Consider the following 26,815-nt stretch of genomic DNA (forward strand, 5'->3'; position numbering starts at 1 on the left):
TTACGGTTTCTTTCCGCTCGGTCACGCTAGGGTCTGCGCATGAGGTCGAGGATTGCTCCGGTCCGGTGGACCCCGCCGGCCGCACCGCCGCGCCGAGAGCCCACCAAGATCGAGGTCCGGACGGTGACGTTGCCCGGCGACGGGCCTGAGGACACGCTGATCGACGAGGACGGCAGCGTCCTCACCGGGCTGTACGACGGACGCATCCTGCGCGTCAGCGCGGACGGGACGACGATCACGACCCTGGCCGACACCGGCGGCCGGCCGCTCGGGCTGGAGTGGTTGCCCGACGGCAAGGTGCTCGTGTGCGATGCCAACCGCGGACTGCTGACGCTGGACCGGGACGGTCGGATCGCGACGTTGCTGTCCGAGGTGGACGGGCGGCCGATGCGGTTCTGCAACAACGCCGACGTCACGCCGGACGGGACGATCTACTTCACCGACTCGTCCACCCGCTTCGGCATCGACGAGTGGATGGCCGACCTGCTCGAGCACTCGGCCACCGGCAGCGTGTACCGGCTGACTCCGGACGGCGAGCTGACCAGGTTGACCACCGGCCGGGCTTTCCCGAACGGCGTCGCCCTCAGCGGCGACCGGCGTACCCTCTTCTGGGTCGAGACCGCGGCGTACGGGCTCTACAAGCTCGACCTGACCACGGACGGCGCCGAGCCCGAGCTGGTCGCCGGGATCCCGGGTCTGCCGGACAACATCGCGCGCGGCTCGGACGGCCTGATCTGGGTGGCGATCGGCTCACCGCGGAACACGTTGCTGGACTTCCTGCTCCCGAAGCAGCCGGTCCTGCGGACGGTCGTCTGGAACCTGCCCGACGCGCTCAAGCCGAAGGCGGCCGACGTGATCGAGCTGCAGGCGTACGACGACGACGGCACGCTCGTCCACGATCTCCGCGGCCACCATCCCGGATTCCACATGCCCACCGGCGTCCGCGAGCGCGACGGCCACGTCTGGCTGGGCAGCATCGGCACCAACTCGCTGGCGACGTTCCCCACGCCGGCTCGCTGATCCCGCCGGCCCGAGCCGTCCCGGGGTTCCCGGGGGCAGCCGAGCCGGCGGGAGCGAGCTACTGCTTCGAGGGTTTCGGCGGTGGTACTTCGTCCTGCAGTTGCGGCGACGCGGGCACCGCCGTGCCGTCCGTGTCGTGACCGTTGCCGGAGACAACCAGGGAGAAGTCGTCCCCGTGGTTGCTGACCCCCTCGATCACCGCAGCCTCGACCGCCTCCGAGCCGATCGCGTGCCGCAACATCAACGGGTCCGTGCGCAGGTCCTTGGCCAGCGCCACCGCGAGCCCGACCATCACCACCGCGAACGGCAGCGCCGCCACGATCGTGATGTTCCGCAGGCCGGTCAGCGCTTCGTCACCACCACCGCCGACCAGGAGCATGACCGCCGCGACCGCACCGGTGAGCACGCCCCAGAAGATCACCAGCGGCTTCTTCGGCTCGATCGCCCCGCGCTCCGACAGCGTGCCCATCACGATCGACGCCGCGTCCGCGCCGGACACGAAGAAGATCGCGACCAGAACGACGACCACGATCGTCGTCACCGCACTCAGTGGGATGTGGTCGAGCATGCCGAACAGCTGTCCCTCGGTGGTCGACTGGCCGGCAATGTCGGTGCCGTCGCGTTGCAGGTCGATCGCCGTACCGCCGAAGACGCAGAACCACACCAGGCTGACCAGCGACGGCACCAGCAGCACACCGGTGACGAACTGCCGGATCGTCCGGCCCCGGCTGATCCGGGCGATGAACATGCCGACGAACGGCGTCCAGGAGATCCACCAGGCCCAGTAGAAGACCGTCCAGCCGGACAGCCACTCGGCCATCGCGTCCCCGCCGCTGGCCTCGGTCCGCGCGGCCATGTCGGCCAGGTCGCGGAAGTAGTCGCCGATCGCGGTCGGCACCAGGTTGAGGATCAGGACGGTCGGCCCGGCGACGAACACGAAGAACGCCAGGGCGACGGCGAGCACCATGTTGATGTTCGACAGCCACTGGATGCCCTTCGCGACCCCGGACACCGCGGACGCGACGAAGGCCGCGGTCAGGACGGCGATGACGCCGACCAGCACCGCGTTCCCGGTCTTGTCCAGCCAGCCCAGGATCTGTACGCCGGAGCCGATCTGGAGCGCCCCAAGTCCGAGCGACGCGGCCGAGCCGAACAGCGTCGCGAAGATCGCCAGGCTGTCGATCACCTTGCCGATCGGGCCCTCGGTCCGGCGGCCGAGCAGCGGCGCGAACGCGGAGCTGATCAGCTGCGACCGCCCACGCCGGAAGGTGCCGTAGGCAATGGCAATGCCGACGACCGCGTAGATCGCCCACGGGTGCAGGGTCCAGTGGAACAGCGTGGTCGCCATCGCCGTCTCGAGCGCGGCCGGCGAGCCGGCCTCGACGGTGCCCGGCGGGGGACTGGTGAAGTGGGTCAGCGGTTCGCTGACGCCGTAGAACATCAGGCCGATGCCCATGCCGGCGCTGAACATCATCGCCACCCAGGACACCGTCTTGAACTCGGGCTCCTCGTCGTCGCGCCCGAGCGGGATCCGCCCGTACCGGCCGGCGGCCAGCCAGAGCACGTAGACGACGAAGGCGGAGGCCAGCAGGACGAACAGCCAGCCGGTGTTGGTCTCGACCCAGGTCAGGGCCGAGGTGGACGCCGTACCGAGGCCGGTGGCGTCGGCGAAGCCCCAGGCGACGAACGCCAGGGCTATGACCGCGGTGACGCCGAAGACGACGCGGTCCAGGCCCGAGCCGCGACTTCGGCTGCCGGGCGGTGGTGGTGCTGCGATCGCAGGGTGTTGTGCATGGTCGGGGTCCGTGTTCGCTGTCGGGCTGTCGAAATCGATGGCCACAGGTGAATCACGCCTCGCTTCGGCGCGCCTCCGTTTCGCTCGGGTAGGGGTACTGCCTTACGACCGTGTCGAAGATCGTGGCAAAACGCAACAATCGTGGTCTCGGCCACACCGGCGTGCCGCGGCGCAGGGCATAAGGTGCGGCTATGCGCTTCGGGATCACGATCCTGCCGGAGTACCGGTGGAAGGACGCCGCGCCGCGGTGGCGGCGGGCGGAGGAGCTCGGCTTCGACCACGCCTGGACCTACGACCACCTGACCTGGAGCGGTCTGCAGGACGCGCCCTGGTACGGGACGACGCCGACGCTGACCGCGGCCGCGCTCGCGACCTCGACCGTCCGGCTCGGCAGCTTCGTCATCTCGCCGAACTTCCGGCACCCGCTCGCGCTGACCCGGGACATCCTGGCGATCGACGACGTGTCCGGCGGCCGCTTCCTCTGCGGACTCGGGTCGGGCGGCGGGATCGACACCACGATCCAGGGCGGCGACGAGCTCACTCCGCGGCAGAAGGTCGACCGGTTCGCCGAGTTCGTCGCCCTGCTGGACACGCTGCTGACCACCGACGGTGTGGACTTCAAGGGTGAGTACTTCGAGACCCGCAACGGCCGGACGCTGCCGGGCTGCGTCCAGCAGCCGCGGGTGCCGTTCGTGATGGCGGCGAACGGTCCGCGGTCGCTCCGGCTGGCGGTCCGGTACGGCGCCGGCTGGGTGACGACCGGGAAGAAGTCACCGGACTTCGGGACCTGGTTCGCGACCGTGACCGACCTGAGTCGCCGGATGGACGACGTCCTCGGAGGCCGGCCGTTCGACCGCTATCTCGCCCTCGACTCGGCCCGCTACTCGCTGAGCAGCGTGGACGCCTTCGAGGACGTCGTCGGCCGGGCCGCCGATCTCGGTTTCACCGACGTCATCACCCACTGGCCCCGCGCCGACGGCGTGTACTCCGGCTCGGTGGACGTGCTCGAGACGGTGGCCGCCGAGGTCATTCCTCGGTGGCGGTAGCGCGGACCCAGGCCGGGATCACGTACCAGAACACGGTGAACCAGAGCAGGACGATCGCGACGATCACGATCGCGAGAGTCCGGGACAGGACGACGTCGAGCGCGAGCAGGACGCCGCCGGACATCGCGAGCACTAGGAAGACCAGCCCGGCCGAGGCCATGTGCCCGGCGATCGGCAGCATCCGGTCCCGCAGCTTCTGCCGGTAGATGAGCCGGTGGAACGAGACCGGAGCGAGGAACAGGGCGACCGCGAGGGCGGACGCGATCAGGGTGGCGGCGTACACGTCGTGGGTGAAGGCGTCCGCCTCCTGGAACCTGGCCTGGAAGGCGATGCTGAGCAGGAACGCGAACAGGATCTGGGTGCCGGTCTGGGCGAGCCGGAGCTCCTGCAGCAGTTCGTGCCAGTGCCGGTCGAGACGCTCTGCCTCGTCCTCGCTGTGACGGTTGTACCGAGCCTCACTATCGGTCATGCCCAGACGGTACCCCGATCCGGAGACGGCGAAAGGGCCGCACACCGGCGGGTGTGCGGCCCTTTCGTTCAGTTTCGAGAAGGGTGATCCCGAGATCAGATCGGGCGGATGTTCTCCGCCTGCAGGCCCTTCTGGCCCTGGGTGATCTCGAACTCGACGCGCTGGTTCTCGTCCAGCGAGCGGAAGCCCGAGGTCTGGATGGCCGAGTAGTGCGCGAACACGTCCGCGCCACCGTCATCCGGGGTGATGAAGCCGAAGCCCTTGTCAGCGTTGAACCACTTGACAGTACCGACAGCCATTTGTGTCTATCTCCTTGATGGCTTGTAACAAACCGCGACCCACACCTCATGAGCCACGTGTCGCCGAAAGGCCCCAGAAGACAGAACCGGCCATGCAGCACAGCGAAAGTCAGTGGGAGTCCAAAAGTGCAACGCGATAACTGTAGCCGATCTGGGGCCGCGTGGAAGGGGTGACCACGAACACGTGTCGCTAATAGTCGCCGCCTGCCACGCTCCGTGAACAGACCAATTCACCCTGCCGGACGGCCGCCGCGACCACGAAATCCGGCGCCGACCTGCTGGTTCGTCGGCACGAGCCCGGTTCCGGCGTGCCACCGTGGCAACCGACACCGGTACGCCGGGTGATGAACGCGCGAACCTGATCGAATTTTCCGGCGTGTCGCACCACTCTGGACAATCCGGGCACGGCAGGCCAGGGTGGGGCCCGAGGAGGCCCCGGTTGATCGTCACAGTGACCCGCAGCGGAGGTTTCGCCGGCCTGACGGCCCACGGCGAGCTCGACACCAGCTTCCAGCCCGACGCGGCCCGGCTGGAGGCCGCCGTCCGCGCGCTGGACCAGGGGCGCCTGGGTTCCGGACTGCCGCAGCCCGACCGGTTCGTGTACCGCGTCGAGGTGCGCGACGGAGGCGACGCCAGGCACCTGACCGTCGCCGAGCAGGACCTGGACCAGACCACCGCCTGGCTGCTCGAACGAGTGCTGGGCAGCTAGACGTACTTGCGGGCCATCGCGATCGCCTGCGGGACGTAGCTGCCGCCGAAGAGCACGACGTGCGTGAGGAGCGGGTGCAGCCGGTGCAGACCGACGCGGTCGCGCCAGCCGTCCGCGAGCGGGTGCACCTCGTCGTACGCGCGGAGGACGCGCTCGAGCTGGGGTAGCCCGAAGAGACCGAGCATGGCGAGGTCCGTCTCCCGGTGGCCGCCGTGCGCCGCCGGGTCGATCAGGTGTACGCCGTCCGCGGCCCAGACCACGTTCCCGGACCACAGGTCGCCGTGGATCCGGCACGGCGGCTCCGACGGGTCGTCGTACGTCCCGGCCTCGAGTCGGGCGCACACCTGCTCGAACACGTGCAGCTGGTGGCCGTCGATCGTGCCCTGGTTGTACGCCGCCCGCAGGTAGGGCCGGAGCCGCAGGTTCGCGTAGAACTCGCCCCAGGACTTGATCGGCTCCAGTGCGTGCGGCAGTCCGATCGTGCCGATGTACCCGTCGTCCTCCCAACCGTCCGGCGGTACGCCGAAGTACCGGGCGCCGGCCTCGTGCGTGCACGCGAGCCGCCGTCCGAACTCGTCCGCGGCCCCACCCGTCGGTGGAACGAGGTCGAGCTTGACCGTGCTCAGGTGGCTGGGGGAGACGTCGACCGGCTCGGCCACCGGGACCCCGCCCGGGACGGCGAGCCAGCGCAGCCCGGCGGCCTCGACCTCGAAGAACCCCGGTGGCGCGTCAGGCCGCCTCTTCACAAACCTGTTGTCCAGGGCGGTCATGTCCGCACTCTGCCACCCGCACCCGACGCCGAGCCAGCACCGGCTCGCCCAGCATTACCAGCGCCGCGGCCGCCGCCAGCAGCGCGCCGACCAGGGCCACGCTGCGCACTCCGGCGCCGTCGATCAGCGCACCACCGACGAAGGCGCCGGCGGCGATGCCGACGTTGAACGCCGAACTGGTCCCGGCGGACGCCATGTCCGTGCTGCCCGGCGCGACCTGGAGCGTCCGGCTCTGCGCCGCGACCGCCATCGCGCTGAAGGCCATGCCGAGCAACGCAATCAGCAGCACTGTGGGCACCTGCCACTCACCGACCGCGTACAGCCCGCCGAGCGCGCCTGCGAGAACCGCGAACGGTACGACGACGGAACCCCACGGATACCGGTCGAGAACCCGCCCGGCGATCAGTGTCCCGACCATGCCGCCCGCACCGCTGGCCAGCAGCATCGGGCCGAGGGCCTCGGACGAGAACCCGGTGATGTCGAGCAGGAACGGCGTGACGTAGGTGTTGAACGTGAGGAACCCGGTCACGCCAATGGCCGACGCCACGACCAGCACGGCGTACCGGCGTACGTCTGGCTCGCTGCCGCGGCCGGAGGCGCCGTTGCGGACCTCGACCGCCGGGAGCAGGCAGGCGATCCCCACGCAGGCCGCCAGCCCCAGAGCGGTCATCACCGCGAACGGAACCCGCCAGCCGGCCTGCTCACCCAGCCACGTGCCCAGGGGGATGCCGAGCACCGGGGCGAGCGCCGTACCGATCGCCAGCCGGGCGACCACCCGGCCGCGGACGTGCGGCGGGAACAGGCTGGTCGCGATCGGCGGCGCGATCGCCCAGAAGAGCGCTTGCGAGAGCCCGGTGAACAGCCGCGCCCCGAACAGCACCTCGTACGTCGGCGCGACGGTGGCGACCGCGGTCGCGGCGGCCATGACACCCAGCGTGCTGCCGAGCACGAGCCGGCGGGGCAGGTGGTGCGTGAGCCGGACCAGCGGGATCGACGCCAGCACGACGACCACGGCGTACCCGGTGACGAGGAGCCCGACCTCCGAGCGGGAGCGGCCGAGATCGTCGGCCATGACGGTCAGCAGGCCGATCGGCAGCACCTCGACCGTCACGTAGGAGAACGTGCTGACCGCGAGCATGAGCAGGGCTGCGTTCGCCCGTCGGGTCGAGCTGGGCATGTCGTCACCTGTGATTCCAGTATCAGGGGATATGGTGGTAGCATCTCACGTATGACAGACAGCCGCAACGGAATATTGCGGATTGTCGGCGGACATCCCGCCCTCGATCTGGTGAACACGGTAGCTCCCCGCGTGCCCGGCGAGACCGGTGGGCACGACTACCTGTCCGGCCCCGCCGAGCTGCTCGCCTGGAGTGGCCGGATCGGTCTGCTGGAGCCGGCCGAGGCGGAGGCCGTCGACGCGGTCTGGCAGGGTTCCTCCGACCTGGCCGAGAAGGCCCTGCGGGCGGCGGTCGAGATCCGCGAGGCGACGTACGTGGCGCTCGCGCCGCGGGCGGCCGGAGTGGGTCCGATGCCCGCAACTTTCGAAGCAGAGCTGGGATCCGCGCTCGAGCAACTGATGCTGCGGTGGTCGGCGGCGTCGGCGCGGTCGATGCTGGCGCCCACGACCGACGGGCCCGGCGTCGCCGAGTTGCGGGTCGGGACGTCGCCCGCGCTGATGATCCCCGATCGCCTGGTCGCCGCGGCCGTCGAGTTGCTGCGGACGGTCGAGCTCCGGCAGTTGCGGGCCTGCCCGGTCGACGACGGCGGCTGCGGCTTCCTGTTCCTCGACCGCAGTCGCAACGGATCGCGCCGGTGGTGCTCGATGGAGGACTGTGGCACCCGCGCGAAGATCCGCAAACTCAGCGCGCGCCGTCGATCTGCTTCCACCGTCTGACGACTTTGCCGGTACGACGGCTGCCTGCTCACTGTCCGAGGTCGCATGACGCCTCAACAAGGCGTGTCGAAAGATGCGAACTGTCGGTCCGACCTGTCATCGTAGGCGGCCGGGCCTTCCGACCACGACGGGCCTGGCCGGTCCTGCCCCGACAGGGGTGGGCAGTCGAAGACAGAAGCTGGAGGACAGATGACGCAGGTGGCAGAGCAGCCGGGCAGTACTGCCGGGCGGCTCGGCTCGGTGGTGCTGGACTGCCCGGACCCACTCGAGCTCGCCCAGTTCTACTCGGCGCTGCTGGGGCTGGACATCGACGAGAACGGTGACGACGACTGGCGGAGCCTGACCGGCCCCGGCTCGTCGCTCGGGTTCTCGACGCTGGCCTTCCGGCGCTCGGAGGAGTACGTGCCGGCCACGTGGCCCGGCACCGACGCGCAGGATCTCCATCTCGACCTCATCGTCGAGGACCTTTCCAGCGGGCACGCCAGCGTGACCGCGCTCGGGGCCGAGCCGCTCGACCCCCTGGACCCACCACCCGCCGAGAACGCCCGCGGCTGGCGCATCTACGCCGACCCCGCGGGACACCCGTTCCGTATCTGCCTCGAGTAGGGCATGCCCGTGCCCGCCCCGGCCCGTCCGGGGCAGGCACGGATCAACGCCGGCCGGTGCTTCCGCTGTACGGGAAGTGCCGGCTTTCGTCGTACCGGGGCCAGGGCTGGTAGCTGTTCACGCCGGGTTCGCCGCGCAGGTGGAACGCGCTCGGGTACGGCGTCTCCGGGTCGGTGATCCTGGTCGAGGTGGGGATGTAGCGGATCGTCAGCCCGCACCGGCGGTGCGGCGAGGTGTTCGCGTTGCTGCCGTGGACGATGTTCGGGTGGTGCACCTCGACGTCGCCGGGGGCCAGCACCATGTCGACAGCCTTCGACTCGTCGACCTCGACCGCGATCTCCTTGCCGAGCACGCTCTCCACCTCGGTGTTGTCACGCATCCCGGCGACCGCCGAGCGGTGGCTGCCCGGGATCACCCGGACGCATCCGTTCTCCGGGGTCGAGTGGTCGACCGCCAGCCACAGCGTCACCACCTTCATCGGTTCGAGCGGCCAGAACGCCGCGTCCTGGTGCCAGAGCACCGGCTGCCCGGAGTACGGCGGCTTGGAGATGTAGTGCGACGCGAACAGCGCGATGTCCGGACCGACGAACCGCTCGGCGATGTCGAGCAGCCGGTCGTCACTCACCAGCCGCAGCCAGAAGGGATCGTCGCGCAGGTACACGTGCCCGAGTTGCTCGGGCCGGACGTCGGGATGCCGCGCCTGCAGCCACTCGACATGGTCGTTCACTTCCTTGATCAGCTCGGGGTCGATGACGTCGCGGAAGATGACGTAGCCGTCGGTTTCGTACATGACTTCATGCTGCTGCCCACCCGGCGGCGCCGACTAGCAACGAGCTGACGAGAACTTGTAGCGTGTTGATGTGGACCAGGTGCTGCGGTTCGAGTCGCACGCGTTCGGCCGGCCGTACCACGCCGCCCGGGTGCGGATCCCGGCCCGGGCACGCGACACCGAGTTGCACACCCACGCCGACTTCCATGAGTTCATGGGCGTGGTGTCGGGCAGTGGCGAACACCTGCTGACGACCGGCGTCGAGCAGTTGCGGCCGGGCGACGTCGTCCTGGTCCGGCCGAGCGATCGGCACGCGGTGCGCGGTTCGGCCCCCGACGGGCTGGAGTTCGTGAACGTGGCGTTCCCGAGCTCGGCCTGGCAGAGCTTCCTCGACCTGACCCGGACCGATCCGGGCGCCGCCTGGGCGTCCGCACGCGGGCCGGTCACCTTCAATGCGACCGAGGCGATCGCCGTCTTCGAGCATGCGCTGGAACGCTTCCAGGACGAGCCCGGACCGTACGATTTGCTGCGCTTCTGGATCGACCTCATCCCGCTGGTGTCCACCGCCAAAGGCTCGGCCCGGCCGCGCACCCCCGACTGGCTGGCCAGAGCCTGTACGGCGATGCGCTCCGAGGACAACCTCCGTGGCGGCGTACCGCGGCTGCTGGAGCTCGCCGGGGTCAGCCCGGCCCACCTGTCGCGGTCGATGCGCGCGGCCTACGGCGTGACGCCGACCGACTTCGTCGCCGACCTCAGGCTCGAACACGCCTCCTCGTTGCTGGCAGCAACGAACGACCCGGTCGCGGCGATCGCCGCCCGCTGCGGCTTCAGCAGCCAGTCCTACTTCAGCCGCTGTTTCACCACAGCCCACCGGCTGTCGCCGCGCGATTTCCGCCGCCGCTCCCAACGCGCCTTCGTGCCCTGACCTGGCCGGTCGCTGGTCAAGCTGCCGCGAGGGCCTTGCGGATGCGTTTCTCCGAGACCGGGTACGGCGTGCCGAGGGTCTGGGCGAACAGGCTGATCCGGAGCTCCTCGATCATCCAGCGCACCTCGAGCAGCTCGGGGCTCGGGTCCTTGCCGACCGGTACGGCGTTCAGCCGCGCCCGGTACTCGCCGTCGAGGGTCTGGATGATCGCCATCCCGGCGCGATCCCGCATCGCGTTGGCGCCGATCTTCTCCAGCCGCTGCTCGGCGCCGCGCAGGTACCGGACCAGGTCCGGCAGGCGCCGGGCACCGGTCTCGGTGATGAACCCGGGATGAACCAGCCCTTCGAGCTGACCGCGGACGTCGGACAGCGCGGCGAGCAGCGCGGGACTGGACGCGCGCGAGATCTGTTTGTCCACCGCCCGTGCGTGCGACAACACCTGCTCGACCTGTTGGAGGATCGCGAGCACAGTGTCCGCGAGCTCCGACCGTACGGCGTCGCGCAGTACGGAGAACGCGGTCAGGTTCCACGCCGGGCCGTTCGCCGCAGCCATCAACTGGTCGACGGCGGCCGAGATCGCATCGTCGAGCAGCTCGCCTACGTTGCGGTGCGGGCCGGCCATCAGCGTCATCTTCTGCTGGTTGGTCAGCTGCCGCTGGACGACGTCGATCACCGACGGCATGGTGAGCAGCAGCAGTCGCCGGGTGCCCTTCCACATCGCCGCCGCCTGATCGCGCTCGGTCTCCTGCAGCCGGATCGCGACCGTCTTGCCCTCGTCGACCAGCGCCGGGTAGCCCGCGACCGTCAGGCCGTTGCGGTGCTCGGAGAAGCTCCGCGGAAGGTCACCGAACGTCCAGTCGGTCAGGCCGGACCGCTCCAGCCCGCTGACCGCCTTAGACGCGACCTGAGAGATCGCGGCCTTGGTCTTCGGCTTCAGCCGCTCCTTGAGCCGGGCCAAGTCCTTGCCCTCAGCCACGGTCTTGCCCTTGTCGTCGACCACCCGGAAGGTCATCCGCAGGTGCTCCGGCACGCGGCTCCAGTCCCAGTCGGACGGGTCGATGACCACGTCGCGCAGGTTCCGCAGCTCGCGGGCGAGCGCGTCGGTCAGCGGACCGGAGGCCGGATCGAGCCGCGGGAGCGCCTGACGGGCGTGGTCGGGGGCCGGGACGATGTTCTTCCTGATGGCCTTGGGCAACGACTTGATCAGGGTCGTGACCAGCTCCTCGCGGAATCCGGGCACGCTCCACTCGAAGCCGTCCGCGGTGACCTGGTTCAGCACGAGCAGCGGAAGGTGCACGGTCACGCCGTCGGCGTCCGTACCGGGCTCGAACGCGTAGGTGAGGTCGAAGGTCATCCCGTTCTGCGTCCAGGTCAGCGGGAACTCGTCCTCCTTGACCTCGGCGCCCTCGCGGACGACGAGTGACCGTTCGAAGTCGAGCAGGTCGGCGTCGCGCTGCCGCGCCTTCTTCCACCAGGTGTCGAAGTGCCGGCCGGTGACGACCTCACTGCCGATCCGCTCGTCGTAGAAGGCGAACAGCGTCTCGTCGTCGACCAGCAGGTCGCGGCGGCGGGTGCGCTCCTCGAGCTCCTCGACCTCCTCGATCAGCCGGCGGTTCTCGTGGAAGAACTTGTGGTGGGTGTCCCAGTCACCCTCGACCAGCGCGTGCCGGATGAACAGCTCGCGGGACACCTCCGGGTCCACCTTGCCGTAGTTGACCTTGCGCCGGGCCACGATCGGTACGCCGTACAGCGTCACCTTCTCGTACGCCATCACCGCGCCGGCCTTGCGTTCCCAGTGCGGCTCGGAGTACGTGCGCTTGATCAGGTGCTGGGCGAGGTCCTCGGCCCACTCGGGCTCGATCTTGGCGTTCACACGCGCCCACAGGCGGGACGTCTCGACCAGCTCGGCGGCCATCACGAACTGCGGCGGCTTCTTGAACAGGCCGGAGCCGGGGAAGATCGCGAACTTCGTGCCGCGGGCGCCGAGGTACTGGTGCTGGTTCGCCGGGTCCTTCATCCCGAGGTGGCTCAGCAGCCCGGACATCAGCGAGACGTGCACGCTTTGCGGATCGGCCGGCGCGCCGCTGTTCAGCGTGACGCCGATCTGGGCGGCGACCTGGCGGAGCTGGGCGAAGATGTCCTGCCACTCGCGGACCCGGAGGTAGTTCAGGTACTCGCTGCGGCACATCCGGCGGAACTGGTTGCCAGAGAGCTCTTTCTGCTGCTTCTTCAGGTAGTTCCAGAGATTCAGGAAGCCGAGGAAGTCGCTGTTCGGGTCCCGGAACCGGGCGTGCGCCTGCTGGGCCTGCGCCTCAGCATCCGTCGGCCGCTCGCGCGGGTCCTGGATCGACAGCGCGGCCGCGATCACCATCACCTCGCGGACACAGGCGTGCTTGTCCGCCTCGACGATCATCCGGGCGAGCCGCGGGTCGAGCGGGATCTGCGCGAGCTGCCGGCCGACCGGGGTCAGCCGTCCGCCCTTCGGCGTCTCGATCGCACCGAGCTCGGTGAGCAGTTGCAGGCCGTCGGTGATGCTGCGCCGGTCCGGCTCGTCGATGAACGGGAACGCGGCGATGTCGCCGAGACCGATCGCGGTCATCTGCAGGATGACGGAGGCCAGGTTGGTGCGCAGGATCTCCGGGTCGGTGAACTCGGGCCGGCTCTCGAAGTGCTCCTCGGAGTACAGCCGGATGCAGATCCCGTCGCTGGTCCGGCCGCAGCGGCCCTTGCGCTGATTGGCGCTCGCCTGGGAGACCGGCTCGATCGGCAGGTGCTGGACCTTGGTCCGATGGCTGTAGCGGGAGATCCGCGCCGTCCCGGGGTCGATCACGTACTTGATCCCGGGCACCGTCAGCGAGGTCTCGGCGACGTTGGTCGCGAGCACGATCCGACGGCCGCTATGGGGCTGGAACACGCGGTGCTGCTCGGCGTTCGACAACCGCGCGTACAGCGGCAGCACCTCGACCGCGCCGGGCCGGCCGCGGTCGGCGGCGAACTTGTCGTTCAGGGCGTCGGCGGTGTCGCGGATCTCGCGCTCGCCGCTGAGGAAGACCAGGACGTCGCCGGACGGCTCGTGGCCCAGCTCGTCGACCGCGTCGAGGATCGCCTGGGTCTGGTCGCGGTCGATCGTGCTCGGGTCGTCCGGGTCGTTGATCGGGCGGTAGCGCACCTCGACCGGGTACGTCCGGCCGGACACCTCGACGATCGGCGCCGGGTTGCCACGGCTGTCGCTGAAGTGCTCGGCGAACCGCTCGGGGTCGATGGTCGCCGAGGTGATGATCACCTTCAGGTCGGGGCGGCGGGGGAGGAGCTGCTTGAGATAGCCGAGGATGAAGTCGATGTTCAGGCTGCGCTCGTGCGCCTCGTCGATGATGAGCGTGTCGTAGCGGGTCAGGTCCCGGTCGCGCTGCAGCTCGTTCAGCAGGATGCCGTCGGTCATCAGCTTCACCAGCGACCGGTCGCTCACCTTGTCGGTGAACCGGACCGCGTACCCGATGGTCGCGCCGAGCTCGGTGCCGAGCTCCTCCGCGATCCGCTCGGCGACCGTCCGTGCCGCGAGCCGCCGGGGCTGGGTGTGGCCGATCATGCCGTGCACACCGCGTCCGAGCTCGAGACAGATCTTCGGGATCTGCGTGGTCTTGCCGGACCCGGTCTCACCGGCGATCACGACGACCTGGTGCTCCCGGATCGCGTCGGCGATGTCGTCCTTCAGCTGGCTGACCGGCAGCTCTTGCGGATACGAGATCTCCGGTACGGCGAGGCGGCGTACCTCCACCCGCCGCTCGGCCTGCTCGATCGCGCCGATCACGCCCTGCAGCGCCTGCTCGCGCTTGCGGGCGTCCTTGGTACTCCGGACGCGCTCCAGCCGCCGGCCGAGCTGCTCCCGGTCGTACGCCGTGAGTCCCTCCAACCGCGGCAGCACGTCAGCCAGACTCGCTGCCTGCTTGGGCTGAGAGCGCGCGGCGGAGTCCTGGGCGGGACCGGTGGCTGGGGTGGGACGCGACGACGCGGTCCGGGCATCAGGCATAACGCCCCCAGTTTAGGCGGCCACTCCCAGCCGCTCACCTGGGTTTAGCGGACCGCCAGGCCATCACAATCGCGCTCCGCCGCGCGCCCCACGCCGGGGACGACCCGGGCCGGCTCGTTGTGATGGCCTGGGCGTCCGGAGCTCACTTGACCGCGAGCACCGGGACCGGGGACTCGAGGAGGACGCGCTGGGCGGTGCTGCCGAGGATGAGTTTCCCGACCGGACTGCGGCGGCGCAGGCCCAGGACAATGAGGATGACGTCCTCGGCGGCGGCCGCCTTGAGGAGTTCGCCGGCGACGTCGCCGGTGGAGGCGGCCTGCTGGACGGTCACCTCGACCCCGCGCTCGCGCAGGGTGGCCTCAGCCGCGGCGAGCTCCTCGGCGTTGGCGTAGCGGGCGTCGATGTAGGCGTCGCCGCGGCTGGTGTTGAGCAGCAGTACGGACGCACCGCGCAACTCGGCCTCGGCAGCCGCGGCCGCCAGCGCAGCCTCGCCCTCGGGTGTTGGCACGTAGCCGACCAGGATCTTCACGGCCCCCACTCTTCCATCAGTCGTCACACCGGCTTGACCCTGACATCGATGTGAGGGAATACCGTCGGTCCCATGGTCGAACTGCAAGCCGTCCTGCCCGACGAGTCCGCCGCCATGCCGCCCGAGCGCCTGACCGAGCTCGCCGTCGCCGCGGAGGAGCTCGGCTACGGTACGGCGTGGTTGCCCGACCACCTGCTGCCGCCGGGCGAGTTCGGCCCGACGTACGGCGGGGTGTACGAACCGCTGGCCACGATCGGCTTCCTGGCCGCGCGGACCACCAGGATCCGGCTCGGCACGTCCGTCCTCGTGCTCCCGATGCGCAGCGCGTACGTCGTCGCGAAGCAGGCGGCGACCCTGCACCGGCTCTCCGGCGAGCGCGTGGTCCTCGGGATCGGCGCCGGCTGGGACGCGACCGAGTTCGCCGCCGTCGGCGCCACGTTCGAGGACCGCGGTCGTCGTACCGACGAAAGCCTCGAGATAATCCGCGGCCTCTTCGACGGCGAGGATCGCGGCGGCGTCTTCGAGCCGAAGCCGCGCGCCCCGCTTCCGATCATGGTCGGCGGCACCACGACCGCGGCCCTGCGCCGAGCCGCCCGCCACGGCGACGAATGGCAGGGTCTCAACCTGGACGGCCCGGCGTTCGCCGCAGCCGCCGCTCGAATCCGCGCCCAGGCGACCCGTCCGATCAGACTGGGCACCCGTCTCCACTGGCCGGACGGTGACCTGAAGCCGATCCTCGAGCTCGCTCACGACCTGATCGACGCAGGCGCCGACTCCTTGGCGTTCTCCTTCGGCGACGAGCGGACCGTCCTGCAGCGCATGACGGCCGTCGCCGAAGCGCTCAGTCCGGCGGGGGAGTGAGCTTGGTGCGGAGGACCTTGCCGGTGGCGTTGCGGGGGAGGTCGTCGAGGATGACGACCCGGCGAGGGGTCTTGTAGCGGGCGAGGTTCGCCTTCACGTGGTCGAGGAGTTCGTCCTCGGTGGCCGGCTCGCGGAGGACGACGTACGCGACCAGGCGCTGGCCGAACTCCTCGTCGGGGACGCCGGCGACGACGGCCTCGGCGACCGCGGGGTGGTTGGCGAGGCAGTCCTCGACCTCGGCCGGGTACACGTTCTCGCCGCCGGAGACGATCATGTCGTCCTCGCGACCGTCGACGAACAGCCGGCTGGACCGGTCCAGGTGGCCGAGGTCGCCGGTGCTCATCCGGCCGTCCACGACCGTCTTCGACGAACCGTCGGAGTACCCGCCGAACACCAGCCCGCCGCCGGCGAAGATCCGCCCGGGGTGGCCGACCGGCACCGGCTGGTCGTTGTCGTCGAGGATCCGAACCGTGCTGCCGAGACACGGCCGGCCGACGGTCCCGGGCGCGGCGATCAGGTCGGCGGACGTCGCGATCGTGGCGATCCCGATCTCGCTGGAGCCGTACGCGTCGCACAGGATCGGGCCGAACTGGGCGATGAACTGCTCGGCCAGCGGTGCGCCCAGCGCCGACGCGCCGGAGATCACCGCGCGCAGCGAGCGGAGGTCGTACTGGGCGAGCTCGTTCGGTCCCAGGTCGAGCATCCGGCGCAGCATCACGGGGACGGCGACGATCGAACCGGCCCGGGTCCGTTCGACCTGGGTCAGCACGGCGCGAGCGTCGTACCGGCGGAAGAGGACGAGCGGCGATCCCAGGAACAGCGCGAGCATGGAAGTCAGCAGGCCGAGGCCGTGGAACAACGGCGGGAGGATCGCCATCGGCTCGCCCGACCGCAGACCGAACCGGTTGAGCGCGCTCGCGGTCAGCCCGGCCAGGCCCAGCGCGGTCGGCACCCGCGGGGCGGCCTTCGGCGTGCCCGTCGTACCCGAGGTCAGGATCGTGATGTGCCCAGGCGTCTCGGGGCTGGGTGCGGCGGGAGCCTGCGACTCGGCGAGCCGGTCGAGGCCGTCACCGTCCCAGGCGAGAACAGTGGGTACGTCGGTCCGCGGGGTGAACTCCGCATCGTGGATCAGTAGGTCCGGGCGGTGGCGCTCGAGGACCGCCTGAAGTTGCGGGGGAGCGAACTCGGTGTTGACGAACAGCACGTCCGCGCCGACCCGGGATGCCGACAGCGTCGCCTCCAGGAAGCCGCGGTGGTTCCGGCAGAGCACCGCGACCTTGCTCCCGGCAACGATCCGGTGGTCGGCGTGCAGGCCGGCGGCGATCCGTTCGCACCGGCGGTCGAGCTCGGCGTACGTCGTACTCCCGGCCTCGTCGATCACCGCGAGCCGATCCGGGAACCTGATCGCGGCGATCGCCCCGAGCGCGGCCATCGACTGACCCCACTGGCGCAGCGCGCGCTCGATCCCGACCAGGTGCGACGGGCGGGCCGGACGCCAGACGCCCGACTTGATCAGCGCGACCGACACGCCGCCGACCTCCGCCGCGGTCTGTACGAGCCAGTCCGGCGGCCGCATCGGCCCGATCGGTCGCGGTGCTCTCACGATCCCTCGTCTCCCGACGGTCGTTTGCGCTTCGAACTGATCCGGAAGTACTGCTCCAGCAGCCGATCGGTCGGGATCCGGAACAGGTTGCCGAGGAGCTCGGCCGGCCGGACCATCGGCGGGGTGATGTTGTGCGTGCGCTCGGCGATCGCCGTACACACCTGATCCGCGGCCTGCTCCGGCGTCAGCCCCGGCAGCTCGTTCAGCAGCGGCGTCGGCTCACTCATCCGGGTGTGCACGAGACCCATGTAGACGGTCGACACGGTCACGCCGTCGCCGCGGATTTCCTGCGCGACGCACCGCAGCCATACGTCGAACGCGCTCTTCGACGCCAGGTACGCCGACCAGCGGGCCATCGGCGGGGTCCGTACGCCGGCCGTCGACACGTTCACGATGTGGCCTTCGCCCCGGCGCCGCATCGACGGGAGCAACTCGAGCACGAGCCGCGCCGGGCCGAGGTAGTTGATCGCGTTCGTCCGCTCGATGTCGTGGAACCGCTGGTACGAGTCCGCCACCGACCGCCGGATCGACCGGCCGGCGTTGCTCACCAGCACGTCCACGTGCCCGTGGTCCTGGAGGACGGTCCGCGCGAGCTCCTCGACCTTGGCGGGGTCGGCCAGGTTCATGGCGTACGCCTGCGCGTCACCACCGGCGGCGCGGATCTCGTCGGCGACCTCCTGGAGGCGCTCCGCCGTACGAGCCACCAGCAACACCCGAGCGCCCGCCCGCGCCAGCCGCCGAGCCGTAGCCTCCCCGATCCCGAACGACGCCCCGGTCACCAGGACCACCCGGCCACCGACCGCCGCGGACAGCCGGTCGTCCGTGATCCGGCGCCGCCCCTGCGCGGCCGCAACCAGCAGCCCCCAGGCCGCGCCGCGCTTCGCACTCACCATAGCCTGACATTACCCGCAGGTAGCCTGGTCGCGCAGCCGCACGACACGACGAAGGCGGCGCGACCTGCGCTCTCCGCAGGCACACGCCGCCTATCGCCTTCGTGGACGATACTGGGATCGAACCAGTGACCTCTTCCGTGTCAGGGAAGCGCGCTACCGCTGCGCCAATCGTCCAGAACTCACAGACTGCATGAGGTTCTCGAGGTGGAGACGGGATTCGAACCCGTGTACACGGCTTTGCAGGCCGTTGCCTCGCCTCTCGGCCACTCCACCACTGAGGCTGTTCGACATCTGAGGACGGTGGCCCGCCGAACCCTCTCCGAGCGGACGACCGGGTTCGAACCGGCGACCTCAACCTTGGCAAGGTTGCGCTCTACCAACTGAGCTACGTCCGCATCGCTCCGGCGGGTGTTTCCGCTCGGTGCGAGAGCAGAACAGTAGCGCACTTTTCGCGTCGGCAAAAACCGGATTCCGGGGTGTCGCCATCTGGACCTCGCCCGCGTGATCGACACCTCATCCGTACCACCAGCCCCACGCGTTCACGGTTCCAATGGGACCAGCTCGACGGTCTCATCGACACCCTCATCCGTTCCATCAGCCCCAGGCGTTCACGTCTCCAGTGGGACCAGCTCGACGGTCTCCAGGAAGTCGGCATTGCCGAGGAGCTCGATGGCGCTGATGCGGCCGTCGGTGACGGTGAAGCTGAAGACCACCTTGGGTTCGCCGCGGAGCGACCAGACCGCCCCGGCCAGTCCGTCGACGAGCGTGAGCCGGGCCGCCTGCGCGCGTCCGGAGAACTGCCCGGCGACCACCGCCGCGCCGCGGGCGAGCTCCGGCGCACCGCCCAGCGCCACGACCGCCTCGTCCGACCGCAGCATGACGTCCGGATCGAGGATCTCGAGCAACGCCTCGAAGTCCCCACCCCGGGACGCGGCCAGGAACGCGGTGACGATCTCCTTCTGCCGGTTCGCGTCGGCGTCGGGCGGCTCCGGCGTACCCTGCACCCGCCGCCGGGCCCGGGACGCGAGCTGCCGCGCGGCCGCCGGCGACTTGCCGATGATCGGCGCGATCTCCTCGAACGGTACGGCGAACATGTCGTGCAGCACGAACGCCAACCGCTCGGCCGGCGTCAACGTCTCGAGTACGACGAGCATCGCGAGACCCACCGAATCCGCCTGCACCGCTTCGAACTCCGGATCGGGTACGGCGACGTCCTCGAGCGCGGGGGAGTGGTCGCCGATCGCCTGCTCGGGCCGGCCGCGCCGCGTCCGCAGCATGTCGAGGCAGATTCGCCCGACGACCGTGGTCAGCCAGCCGCCGAGGTTGTCGATCGTGTCCGCGTCGGACCGGCTGAGCCGGATCCAGGCCTCTTGGACGGCATCCTCGGCCTCGGGCGCGGACCCGAGGATCCGGAACGCGACCATCCGCAGGTGTTCACGATTCTCCTCGAACCGCTCCGCCAGCCAGTCGTGCTCACCCATCGCCACCACGTTCCTCTCCGCAGTCCCATCCGTCATCCCTGTGACGCACAGACCAGGGCACATGTGACACCTGGCTCGGCTAGAAATCACCACAGAAGGCGAGCTCGGTCGCTGCGCACTTCATCCGAAATGAGGGTTGATGAGTCAGGAGTTCTACTCGCACGCGAGGCTGTACGACCTGATGTTCCCGGGCGGGGGCGCCGCGGTCGACTTCTACCGGGCCGACGCTGGTCGGCACGGCGGGCATGTATTGGAACTCGGGTGCGGCACCGGCCAGAAGCTGATCCCGATCGCGTCCGACGGGCATCCGTGCGTCGGGCTGGACTTCTCGCAAGACATGCTGGCTGAGGCTGAGCGCAAGGCGACCGAGCGAGGTGTCGTCGTGGAGTGGCTACAGGGCGACATGCGGGACTTCGACCTAGGCCGGACCTTCGACTACGTGTTCATCACAGCCAATTCCCTGCTGCATCTGCATGAAGCTGAGGATCTGGTGAGCTGCCTCCGGTCGGTTCGACGACACCTGGCACCTGGAGCACGCTTCGTCTTCGATGTCTTCAACCCGAGCGTGCGCCTCCTCGCCGCAGCCGATGGTGTACGCCGCACGCGGGAGTCGTCGTCGTTCATGGATCCCGAGCGTGGGAACGTCAGCGTCGATGTCGCCGAGGTCTACGACGCGCCCGCGCAAGTCACCCGCGGGACGTGGTACCTCTCCACAGACTCCGAGCCCGACTTCGTCGTCGTACCCCTCGAAATCAGGAGCATCTTCCCGCAGGAACTGCCGCTGCTCCTCAGACTCGGCGACCTCCGCCTCGTCGAGCGCCTCGGCAACTGGTCCGGTCAACCATTTGCCGTGGACAGTCCCCTACAACTCTGCATCTGCGAGGCCGCGTGAGCGTACCCGAAGCCTGCGAGCTGCCTGGGTGGGGGCTGGAATGAGTAGAGCGGGACCCGGCTGGTGCTGGGTTCCCGCTCTGACCTGCGTGTTCTCGTGTGGGCGATACTGGGTTCGAACCAGTGACCTCTTCGGTGTGAACGAAGCGCGCTACCACTGCGCCAATCGCCCGGGGGTGTTACAGGTGGGGCTTGCGGGGAAAACCATAGCGCATCATTCAGCGACGATCTAATCGGGCCGGGCTACTCTTGCTGCAAGACGGAGACCCCGTCGCGTTGGAGACGTGATTGTGACTTTCTCGCACGACACCGAGCAGGCGCTCGGCACGCTGGTCCGGCTGGTGAACACGCTGCCCGGGCCGAACAGCCAGGTCGACACGATGGAATCGCTCGAGGACCTGGAGAAGTTCGTCCAGGAGCGCGAGTTCAGTGCGGTCGGCACGTTGACGGAGAAGGACCTGGGCGACGTCCGCGATCTGCGGCCGCTGTTCGCGCCGGTCTTCACCACGGACTCCGACGCGTCCGCGGCGGCGATGATCAACGCGATCATCGCGCGCGGTACGACGACGCCGCGGCTGACGAACCACGACGGGCACCCGTGGCACATCCACTACTCGCGGGACGGTGCGTCGCTGGCGTGCCGGATCACCGTGGAGTGCGGGATCGCGCTGGCGCAGGTGATCTCGGCCGGCGAACGCGAACGCCTCCGCCGGTGCGAGGCCCCGGACTGCGACGACGCCCTGATCGACCTGTCCCGCAACCGCTCGAAGCGGTACTGCGACGCCCGCACCTGCGGCAACCGCCTGCACGTAGCCGCCTACCGCGAACGTCGCAAAGCCTCCGGCGAGTAGCGCTCGCTCCCTGCGGATGCGCCGAGTGCGCCTGTCCGCGGACGGAACGCAGCCGCCCACGCACCCGAGCCGCCGGCGTGGGCCGCCAAGGTGGCGGTGTGGGGTGGGTGTCGGTGGTCTTGCGACCGGGGTTACGGGTTGGGGTCTTCTGTTGAGCGGTCGGTGAAGACCTTGGCGACCTGGGTGGTGATCGGGCCGGGGGCGGGCAGGGTGTAGTCGTCGACGCGGTGGATGGCTTGGACGTCTCGGGTGGTCGAGGTGAGGAAGACTTCCTCGGCCTCGAAGAGGCGGTCCAGGGGTACGTCGCGTTCGGTCGCGCCGAACCACTCGAGGACGAGCGCACGGGTGACGCCGGCCAGGGCGCCTGACTCCAGCGTCGGGGTGACGAGCTCGCCGTCGTACACGCAGAAGATGTTCGAGCCGGTGCCTTCGCACAGGTTGCCGACGGTGTTGGCGAAGATCGCCTCGCTCCCGCCGCGCTCCTTCGCGTAGGCGAGGGCTCGGACGTTCTCGGCGTACGACGTCGTCTTGAGGCCGCTGACCGCGCCGCGCTCGTTGCGGACCCAGGGGACCGTCACGATCGCGGACGTCCGGCCGGGGCGCTGGATCGGGTCGGAGGCGACCACGATCGTCGGGCCCGACGTACCGCGATCGGACGACAGCGGCGAGACACCTCCCGTGTACGTGATCCGCAGCCGGCCGAACGGGATGTCGGGATCCGCCTTCACGACGGCCGCGACGCCCTCCTCGATGTGCGCGACGTCCGGCTCCGGCAGGCCGAGGCCGACCGCGGACCGGACCAGCCGCTGGAGGTGCCTGGTGACCGCGAACGGGCGCCCGTCGACGATCTTGATCGTCTCGAACACCCCGTCGCCCGTCGTCAGCCCGTGATCCAGGGGCGAGACGACCGCCTGGTCGTCCTGCAGGGTGCCGTTCAGCCAGATACGCATGGGTGCTCCTTCCGCGGAACACCTTAGTCCGAAGGCGATTCCGGCCGATCGACTTGTCCACAGGTGACCGGGCGATGACCGTACGTCGACCATCGGGTGACCCCCGTTTTTGAACTCCGGCGGAGATGGGCTAATGTTCTTCTCGCGCCGGGGGAAACGAAACCGGTCGCGCTGCGGACGTAGCTCAGTTGGTAGAGCGCAACCTTGCCAAGGTTGAGGTCGCCGGTTCGAACCCGGTCGTCCGCTCGGAGAGGGTTCGGCGGGCCAGCTTTCTCAGTGGTGGAGTGGCCGAGAGGCGAGGCAACGGCCTGCAAAGCCGTGTACACGGGTTCGAATCCCGTCTCCACCTCGAAACCCCGACCGGTGGGTTTCAGGAGCGTTGGACGATTGGCGCAGCGGTAGCGCGCTTCCCTGACACGGAAGAGGTCACTGGTTCGATCCCAGTATCGTCCACGAAGGCGATGGGCGGCGTGTGCCTGCGGAGAGCGCAGGGCGCGTCGCCTTCGTCGTTTTGTGCGGCTGCGCTTCGCTTGCCGCGAGCGGGGGCTCCGCCACCCGCACCCCCTGGGCCTTCGCTTCGCTCGGCCGCTGGGGTTGGGTTGGGCGGGTTGCTCACCGGCGGGCCTTAGGTTAGGCGGTTTGCTCATCGGCCGGTGCTGGGTTGGGCGGTGCGCTCACCTGCTGGGGCTGGGTTCGGGGCTTGCTCACCGGCGGGCGTTGGGTTGGGCGGTGCGCTCACCTGCTGGGGCTGGGTTGGGGGTTTGCTGACCGGCGGGTGTTGGTTGGGCGGTTCGGTCACCGGCGGGCGTTGGCCGGGCGGTCTGCTCACTTGTTGAGTCGGGGTTGGCGGGGAGCTTGCCGGCTGGGGTTGGGCTGGGCGGCTCGGTCACGACGGGTGTTGGGTTGGGCGGTGCGCTCACCCGGTCGGGCGGGGATTCGCAGTTCACGGGCGGGTGCTGGTGGGCGGTGTGCTCACCAGCTGGGCTGGGTTGGGCGGTGCGCTCGGTGGTGGGGCTGGGGGCGCGGTGCGTTCTGGTGGGTGGTTGTGCGGGTGACTGGGTGACGAGCACCTGCGTGTTCGTCTGCTGGTTTGGTGGGGTGGGGGTGGGGTGTGGCGTTGTACGATCGGGGTCGAAGTTTGATGTTGGTCGAAGTGGAGGGGCTGTGCGGGCTTTGGTGGTTGGGGCGTTGGGTGGGCCGGGCGAGGTGCGGGTGCAGGAGGTTGCGCCGCCGGTGTTGGGGGGCGGGGACGTGTTGGTGCGGGTGGGGGCCGCGGGGGTGAACTTCGCGGACGTGATGCAGACGCGGGGGACGTACGATCGCGGCCCGGAGCCGCCGTACGTCGCGGGGTTCGAGGCCGCCGGGGAAGTGGTTGCCGTGGGCGACGAGGTGACCGCGGTGGAGGTGGGGGCGCGGGTGATCGGGACCGGGTACGGCGCGTTCGCGGAGTACATGGTGATGGCGGCCGACTCGGTGGCGCCGGTGCCGGCGGGTTGGGGAGACGAGCAGGCGCTCGGGCTGGTGCTCAACTGGGCCACGGCGCTCGCGGTACTCAGGCCACTGGGGCAACTCCAGCCCGGCCAAACGGTCCTGGTGCACGCGGCCGCGGGCGGCGTGGGGCAGGCGGCGATCCGGCTGGCGAAGCACTACGGGGCGACGGTGATCGGTACGGCGTCCGCGGAGAAGCACGACGTCGTACGGCGACTCGGCGCGGATCACGTGGTCGACTACCGGTCCGAGGACGTCAAAAACGCGATCAGGCGGCTCACCCGCGGCAAGGGCGTCGACCTGGTGGTCGAGTCCGTCGGCGGGGAGACGTTCCGGCAGAGCGTCGAGGTGGCGAAGCGGGTCACGGGCAAGGTGGTCGTGATCGGCGCGGCCGGCGGCGAGGCGTCGATCACCAACTGGGAGTTGAATTTCCGGCACCAGGTCCACGTGATCGGTATGCACATCGGCGTACTCGCGCAGGAGGCGCCGGAGATCTTCGCCGACCTGATGGCGGAGCTGGACCGGCTGATCGAGCTCGGCGTGTACCCGCCCGGTGAGCCGACGGTCTACGACCTCGCCGAGGGCCCGAAGGTGCTGGCCGCGCTCGAGGCCCGCGAGACCACCGGCAAGCTGGCCCTCAAGCCATGACGACAAACCCAGGCCGAGCCCGCGGTCAGTAGTAGCGCCGAAGCTTCGGCCACAGGGTGGACCACGGCTCGGCGGGCGAGTCGCACCGGACCAGCGCGGCGCCGTCTTCCTCATTGTCGACGATGTTGTCGATCGTCCCGACCGGGACGCAGTTGCGGAAGTGACCCTCGAGGGCCGGCGACCGTTCGATCTCGACGAGGAGCACCGGCCCGGTCTGGCTGTCCGCCGGCCGTTCCCAGTCCGCGAAGCTCATGTGACCCGAATACGCCGGAGGCAGTCCGAGCTCCGGTCCGTAGCGCCGGAGGGCACCCGCCTCGCCGTAGTTGCCGGTGAAGATCGTGGCCGACGAACGCTGCTCCGCAGGGATGCGCTCCCACTGATCGGCGACGGCGGACGCCAGCGAAGGCCAGCCGATCTGCTCGCCCTGCTCCTGGTTGACCGGGAGAACGAAGTCGACCGCGGACGCCGGCAGCACCGGCAGGGTGAACACCGCGGACGAGACGGCGGCCAGCGTCAGAGCACCGGCGCCCAGCACGCGATGCCGATTGAGCCACTCGGCCGTAGGTGCGGCACCGGCCGCGACCAGGACGAGCAGCAGCGGCAGGGCGTAGTACGGCTTCCCGCCGACAGCGAGTACGACGACGCACAGCAACGGGTACGCCAACGCCACGGACCGCGCCCACGGCATCCGCCACAACCGCCGGAACCCGACCACCCACACCGGGATCAGGAACGGCGACAGCTGCAGCAACTGCAGTGGGACGAACATGATCCGGTTCTCGGTGCCGTCGTCGGAGCTGATGCCGCCGGCGACGGTGAGCTGCGGCCAGTCGTGCTGGAACTGCCAGAGCACGTTCGGCAGTGCGACGAGCCCCGCCACCGCGACACCGGCGGCCAGCCACCAGGACCGCAGCACGGTCCGAGGTCCGACAATCAGCAGCGCCACGAGCAGTGCACCGACCGGCAGGACGACCAGGTACTTGTTCTGCAGGGCGATTCCCGCGGTCAGGCCGAGCGCGAGCCACCACCGCCCGTCACCCGTCCGGAGCAGCTTCACCGCGAACAGGAAGATCAGCATCCACGCGAGCAGGTCGTACGTCGCCGTGGACACCAGGTGCCCGACGCCCAGCAGGAACCCGGACACGGCCGCGCACAGCGCCGCCACCACCTGACCGCCACGCCCGCTACCGAACTCCCGGGCGATCAACGCCACCACGACCACCGTGATCGCGGTGGCGACTGTCGACACCACGCGCAGACCCATCGGGGTCTCGCCGAACAGCGTGGTCGAGACCCGCGCCAGCAAGGGGGTGAGCGGCGGCTGGTCGACGTACCCCCAGTCCAGCTTCTGGCCGGCGACCAGGAAGTAGAGCTCGTCCCGGTGGTACCCGTACCGCCCGGACAGCGCGGTCAGTAAGACGGCGAGGGTCCCGGCCACCGCGAACACGGGAGCGGTGGCGAACGGGCGCGTGGCGATCATGGACGGCATGCTGGCAGCCGCACAGGGCCAGAACCAACGATTTCAGTTGAGGAAGAAAGGCGCCTCCTCCCTGGCCAGCAGCACCACGCGGCCCGCCAGCGCATCGTCCTCGACGAAGCGGACGACCGCGTCGGCGAGCACCGGCAATGGAACCAGCTCCGGTCCGCGCTCGTCCGCGGGCAACTCGGAGCGCTCGCGCAGCCCACGCTCGGTCGCGACCCAGTCGGGCACCACGCAGTTCACCCGGACTCCGTGGCTCTCGGCCAGCGGCGCGAGCGTGACGGTCAGCCGGATCAGCGCGGCCTTGGCAGCGCTGTACTCCGGCGAGACGTGCGGGCCGAAGCCCACGCCGGCGGTCGAGCTGATGTTCACGACCGCGCCACCACCGGCAGCTTGCATGGCCGGCAAGGCCAGTTGCGTCGCCAGCATCGGGGCCCGCAGGTTGAGGTCGAGCGAGGACGACCACCGCTCCACCGACGCGGACGGAAAGCAGGGCTGCAGCGACGGACCGCCGCCGGCGTTGTTGACCAGGATGTGTGGTTGACATGCCATCAGCTCGGTGACGGCCGCGTCGTCCCGCATGTCCACCTGTACGAAACGCGCGTCCCCGCCGATCAGCGCACACGTCTCCGCGCCGCCGTCCGCGTCGATGTCGGCGACCACCACCGAGGCGCCCTCGGCCGCCAGCCGTTGCGCGATCGCTCGCCCGATCCCGACCGCGGCCCCGGTGACGACCGCCCGTTTCCCGTCGATCCGCATGTGTGCGCTCACCTCCGCGACCCACGCTGCCACCTTCCACCGACAAAGCCCG

Annotated in this window: 24 protein-coding genes and 7 tRNA genes; 13 read left to right on the forward strand and 18 right to left on the reverse strand. The window is 69.8% G+C overall.

Translation table 11 applies throughout. The annotated features are described in order from the left end of the window. Positions 1-39 precede the first annotated feature (39 nt). The gene (locus tag ACQPYZ_RS16330; RefSeq protein WP_433169024.1) at positions 40-1,020 is read left to right on the forward strand and encodes an SMP-30/gluconolactonase/LRE family protein; all 981 of its coding nucleotides are present in this window, start codon (positions 40-42) and stop codon (positions 1,018-1,020) included. A gap of 58 nt (positions 1,021-1,078) precedes the next feature. Here ACQPYZ_RS16330 and ACQPYZ_RS16335 read toward each other — a convergent pair whose 3' ends face one another. After that, positions 1,079-2,860, reverse strand: coding sequence for a BCCT family transporter (locus ACQPYZ_RS16335; RefSeq protein WP_433169026.1), 1,782 nt, complete (start codon positions 2,858-2,860; stop codon positions 1,079-1,081). Between the two features lie 146 nt (positions 2,861-3,006). On the opposite strand from ACQPYZ_RS16335, the gene ACQPYZ_RS16340 reads away from it, so the two are divergent. Further along, a complete protein-coding gene (locus tag ACQPYZ_RS16340; RefSeq protein ID WP_433169028.1) occupies positions 3,007-3,861 on the forward strand; it encodes an LLM class flavin-dependent oxidoreductase in 855 nt (284 codons plus the stop codon). On the opposite strand, the gene ACQPYZ_RS16345 is transcribed toward ACQPYZ_RS16340, so the two are convergent. Beyond that, a complete protein-coding gene (locus ACQPYZ_RS16345; RefSeq protein WP_433169030.1) occupies positions 3,842-4,330 on the reverse strand; it encodes a DUF6328 family protein in 489 nt (162 codons plus the stop codon). The genes ACQPYZ_RS16340 and ACQPYZ_RS16345 overlap by 20 nt on opposite strands. Positions 4,331-4,425: 95 nt before the next feature. After that, entirely contained in the window at positions 4,426-4,629 is a 204-nt protein-coding gene (locus ACQPYZ_RS16350) for a cold-shock protein (protein WP_012921273.1), read from the reverse strand. A gap of 439 nt (positions 4,630-5,068) precedes the next feature. Here ACQPYZ_RS16350 and ACQPYZ_RS16355 point away from each other — a divergent pair, with 439 nt between their 5' ends. Next, positions 5,069-5,338 carry a protealysin inhibitor emfourin gene (locus ACQPYZ_RS16355; RefSeq protein WP_433169032.1) on the forward strand — a complete coding sequence of 90 codons (270 nt, stop codon included), beginning with the start codon at positions 5,069-5,071 and terminating at the stop codon, positions 5,336-5,338. Here ACQPYZ_RS16355 and ACQPYZ_RS16360 read toward each other — a convergent pair. Further along, positions 5,335-6,108 (reverse strand): fructosamine kinase family protein, encoded by a 774-nt coding sequence (locus tag ACQPYZ_RS16360; protein WP_433169034.1) that lies wholly within the window; start codon positions 6,106-6,108, stop codon positions 5,335-5,337. The genes ACQPYZ_RS16355 and ACQPYZ_RS16360 overlap by 4 nt on opposite strands. Further along, entirely contained in the window at positions 6,068-7,285 is a 1,218-nt protein-coding gene (locus tag ACQPYZ_RS16365) for an MFS transporter (RefSeq protein ID WP_433169036.1), read from the reverse strand. The genes ACQPYZ_RS16360 and ACQPYZ_RS16365 overlap by 41 nt, the downstream gene beginning before the upstream one ends. Before the next feature lie 51 nt (positions 7,286-7,336). On the opposite strand from ACQPYZ_RS16365, the gene ACQPYZ_RS16370 reads away from it, so the two are divergent. After that, a complete protein-coding gene (locus ACQPYZ_RS16370; protein ID WP_433169038.1) occupies positions 7,337-8,002 on the forward strand; it encodes a CGNR zinc finger domain-containing protein in 666 nt (221 codons plus the stop codon). 189 nt (positions 8,003-8,191) lie between these two features. Next, positions 8,192-8,608 carry a VOC family protein gene (locus ACQPYZ_RS16375; protein ID WP_132326927.1) on the forward strand — a complete coding sequence of 139 codons (417 nt, stop codon included), beginning with the start codon at positions 8,192-8,194 and terminating at the stop codon, positions 8,606-8,608. A 43-nt stretch (positions 8,609-8,651) separates the two neighbouring features. Here the strand turns inward: ACQPYZ_RS16375 and ACQPYZ_RS16380 are convergent, their stop codons facing one another. Then, on the reverse strand, positions 8,652-9,398 hold the full coding sequence (locus ACQPYZ_RS16380) for a phytanoyl-CoA dioxygenase family protein (protein ID WP_433169041.1): 747 nt from the start codon (positions 9,396-9,398) through the stop codon (positions 8,652-8,654). A 70-nt stretch (positions 9,399-9,468) separates the two neighbouring features. Between ACQPYZ_RS16380 and ACQPYZ_RS16385 the strand changes: the two genes are divergently transcribed. Beyond that, positions 9,469-10,302, forward strand: a complete 834-nt coding sequence (locus tag ACQPYZ_RS16385) for an AraC family transcriptional regulator (protein ID WP_433169043.1) — start codon at positions 9,469-9,471, stop codon at positions 10,300-10,302. A 16-nt stretch (positions 10,303-10,318) separates the two neighbouring features. On the opposite strand, the gene hrpA is transcribed toward ACQPYZ_RS16385, so the two are convergent. Both hrpA and ACQPYZ_RS16395 read right to left on the reverse strand, forming a co-directional pair. After that, positions 10,319-14,224: an ATP-dependent RNA helicase HrpA gene (gene hrpA, locus ACQPYZ_RS16390; RefSeq protein WP_433169045.1), complete on the reverse strand. Its 3,906-nt coding sequence runs from the start codon at positions 14,222-14,224 to the stop codon at positions 10,319-10,321. 247 nt (positions 14,225-14,471) lie between these two features. Continuing rightward, on the reverse strand, positions 14,472-14,858 hold the full coding sequence (locus tag ACQPYZ_RS16395) for a universal stress protein (protein WP_433169047.1): 387 nt from the start codon (positions 14,856-14,858) through the stop codon (positions 14,472-14,474). A 72-nt stretch (positions 14,859-14,930) separates the two neighbouring features. Here ACQPYZ_RS16395 and ACQPYZ_RS16400 point away from each other — a divergent pair, with 72 nt between their 5' ends. Beyond that, the gene (locus ACQPYZ_RS16400) at positions 14,931-15,719 is read left to right on the forward strand and encodes a TIGR03619 family F420-dependent LLM class oxidoreductase (RefSeq protein ID WP_433169049.1); all 789 of its coding nucleotides are present in this window, start codon (positions 14,931-14,933) and stop codon (positions 15,717-15,719) included. On the opposite strand, the gene ACQPYZ_RS16405 is transcribed toward ACQPYZ_RS16400, so the two are convergent. The 6 genes from ACQPYZ_RS16405 to ACQPYZ_RS16430 all read right to left on the reverse strand — a co-directional run bounded on the left by ACQPYZ_RS16405 (position 15,700) and on the right by ACQPYZ_RS16430 (position 19,696). After that, entirely contained in the window at positions 15,700-17,322 is a 1,623-nt protein-coding gene (locus tag ACQPYZ_RS16405) for an AMP-binding protein (protein WP_433169051.1), read from the reverse strand. The genes ACQPYZ_RS16400 and ACQPYZ_RS16405 overlap by 20 nt on opposite strands. Beyond that, positions 17,319-18,215 carry an SDR family NAD(P)-dependent oxidoreductase gene (locus tag ACQPYZ_RS16410; RefSeq protein WP_433169053.1) on the reverse strand — a complete coding sequence of 299 codons (897 nt, stop codon included), beginning with the start codon at positions 18,213-18,215 and terminating at the stop codon, positions 17,319-17,321. Before ACQPYZ_RS16410 ends, ACQPYZ_RS16405 begins: the two co-directional genes overlap by 4 nt. Positions 18,216-18,317: 102 nt before the next feature. Further along, positions 18,318-18,389, reverse strand: a tRNA-Val gene (locus ACQPYZ_RS16415). A 28-nt stretch (positions 18,390-18,417) separates the two neighbouring features. Beyond that, positions 18,418-18,488, reverse strand: a tRNA-Cys gene (locus tag ACQPYZ_RS16420). A 49-nt stretch (positions 18,489-18,537) separates the two neighbouring features. Continuing rightward, positions 18,538-18,610, reverse strand: a tRNA-Gly gene (locus tag ACQPYZ_RS16425). A 213-nt stretch (positions 18,611-18,823) separates the two neighbouring features. Further along, positions 18,824-19,696, reverse strand: a complete 873-nt coding sequence (locus ACQPYZ_RS16430; protein ID WP_433169055.1) for a sigma-70 family RNA polymerase sigma factor — start codon at positions 19,694-19,696, stop codon at positions 18,824-18,826. A gap of 139 nt (positions 19,697-19,835) precedes the next feature. Here ACQPYZ_RS16430 and ACQPYZ_RS16435 point away from each other — a divergent pair, with 139 nt between their 5' ends. Beyond that, positions 19,836-20,588, forward strand: coding sequence for a class I SAM-dependent methyltransferase (locus ACQPYZ_RS16435; RefSeq protein ID WP_433169057.1), 753 nt, complete (start codon positions 19,836-19,838; stop codon positions 20,586-20,588). 99 nt (positions 20,589-20,687) lie between these two features. Here ACQPYZ_RS16435 and ACQPYZ_RS16440 read toward each other — a convergent pair. Next, a tRNA-Val gene (locus ACQPYZ_RS16440) sits at positions 20,688-20,759 on the reverse strand. A 112-nt stretch (positions 20,760-20,871) separates the two neighbouring features. Here ACQPYZ_RS16440 and ACQPYZ_RS16445 point away from each other — a divergent pair. After that, positions 20,872-21,438 (forward strand): CGNR zinc finger domain-containing protein, encoded by a 567-nt coding sequence (locus ACQPYZ_RS16445; RefSeq protein WP_433169059.1) that lies wholly within the window; start codon positions 20,872-20,874, stop codon positions 21,436-21,438. Positions 21,439-21,569: 131 nt separating this feature from the next. On the opposite strand, the gene ACQPYZ_RS16450 is transcribed toward ACQPYZ_RS16445, so the two are convergent. Then, positions 21,570-22,388 (reverse strand): aminotransferase class IV, encoded by an 819-nt coding sequence (locus tag ACQPYZ_RS16450; protein ID WP_433169060.1) that lies wholly within the window; start codon positions 22,386-22,388, stop codon positions 21,570-21,572. A 173-nt stretch (positions 22,389-22,561) separates the two neighbouring features. On the opposite strand from ACQPYZ_RS16450, the gene ACQPYZ_RS16455 reads away from it, so the two are divergent. The 4 genes from ACQPYZ_RS16455 to ACQPYZ_RS16470 all read left to right on the forward strand — a co-directional run bounded on the left by ACQPYZ_RS16455 (position 22,562) and on the right by ACQPYZ_RS16470 (position 24,524). After that, positions 22,562-22,634, forward strand: a tRNA-Gly gene (locus ACQPYZ_RS16455). Between the two features lie 32 nt (positions 22,635-22,666). Continuing rightward, positions 22,667-22,737: transfer RNA gene (locus ACQPYZ_RS16460), tRNA-Cys, on the forward strand. A gap of 32 nt (positions 22,738-22,769) precedes the next feature. Then, a tRNA-Val gene (locus ACQPYZ_RS16465) sits at positions 22,770-22,841 on the forward strand. 798 nt (positions 22,842-23,639) lie between these two features. Beyond that, the gene (locus ACQPYZ_RS16470) at positions 23,640-24,524 is read left to right on the forward strand and encodes an NADPH:quinone oxidoreductase family protein (protein WP_433169062.1); all 885 of its coding nucleotides are present in this window, start codon (positions 23,640-23,642) and stop codon (positions 24,522-24,524) included. Between the two features lie 25 nt (positions 24,525-24,549). Here ACQPYZ_RS16470 and ACQPYZ_RS16475 read toward each other — a convergent pair whose 3' ends face one another. Further along, positions 24,550-26,004 (reverse strand): ArnT family glycosyltransferase, encoded by a 1,455-nt coding sequence (locus tag ACQPYZ_RS16475; RefSeq protein ID WP_433169064.1) that lies wholly within the window; start codon positions 26,002-26,004, stop codon positions 24,550-24,552. Between the two features lie 42 nt (positions 26,005-26,046). Further along, positions 26,047-26,763 carry an SDR family NAD(P)-dependent oxidoreductase gene (locus tag ACQPYZ_RS16480; RefSeq protein ID WP_433169066.1) on the reverse strand — a complete coding sequence of 239 codons (717 nt, stop codon included), beginning with the start codon at positions 26,761-26,763 and terminating at the stop codon, positions 26,047-26,049. Positions 26,764-26,815: the final 52 nt, after the last annotated feature.

It is taken from the genome of Kribbella sp. CA-247076 (assembly GCF_050942445.1).
In the GTDB taxonomy this organism is placed as follows: Bacteria; Actinomycetota; Actinomycetes; order Propionibacteriales; family Kribbellaceae; genus Kribbella.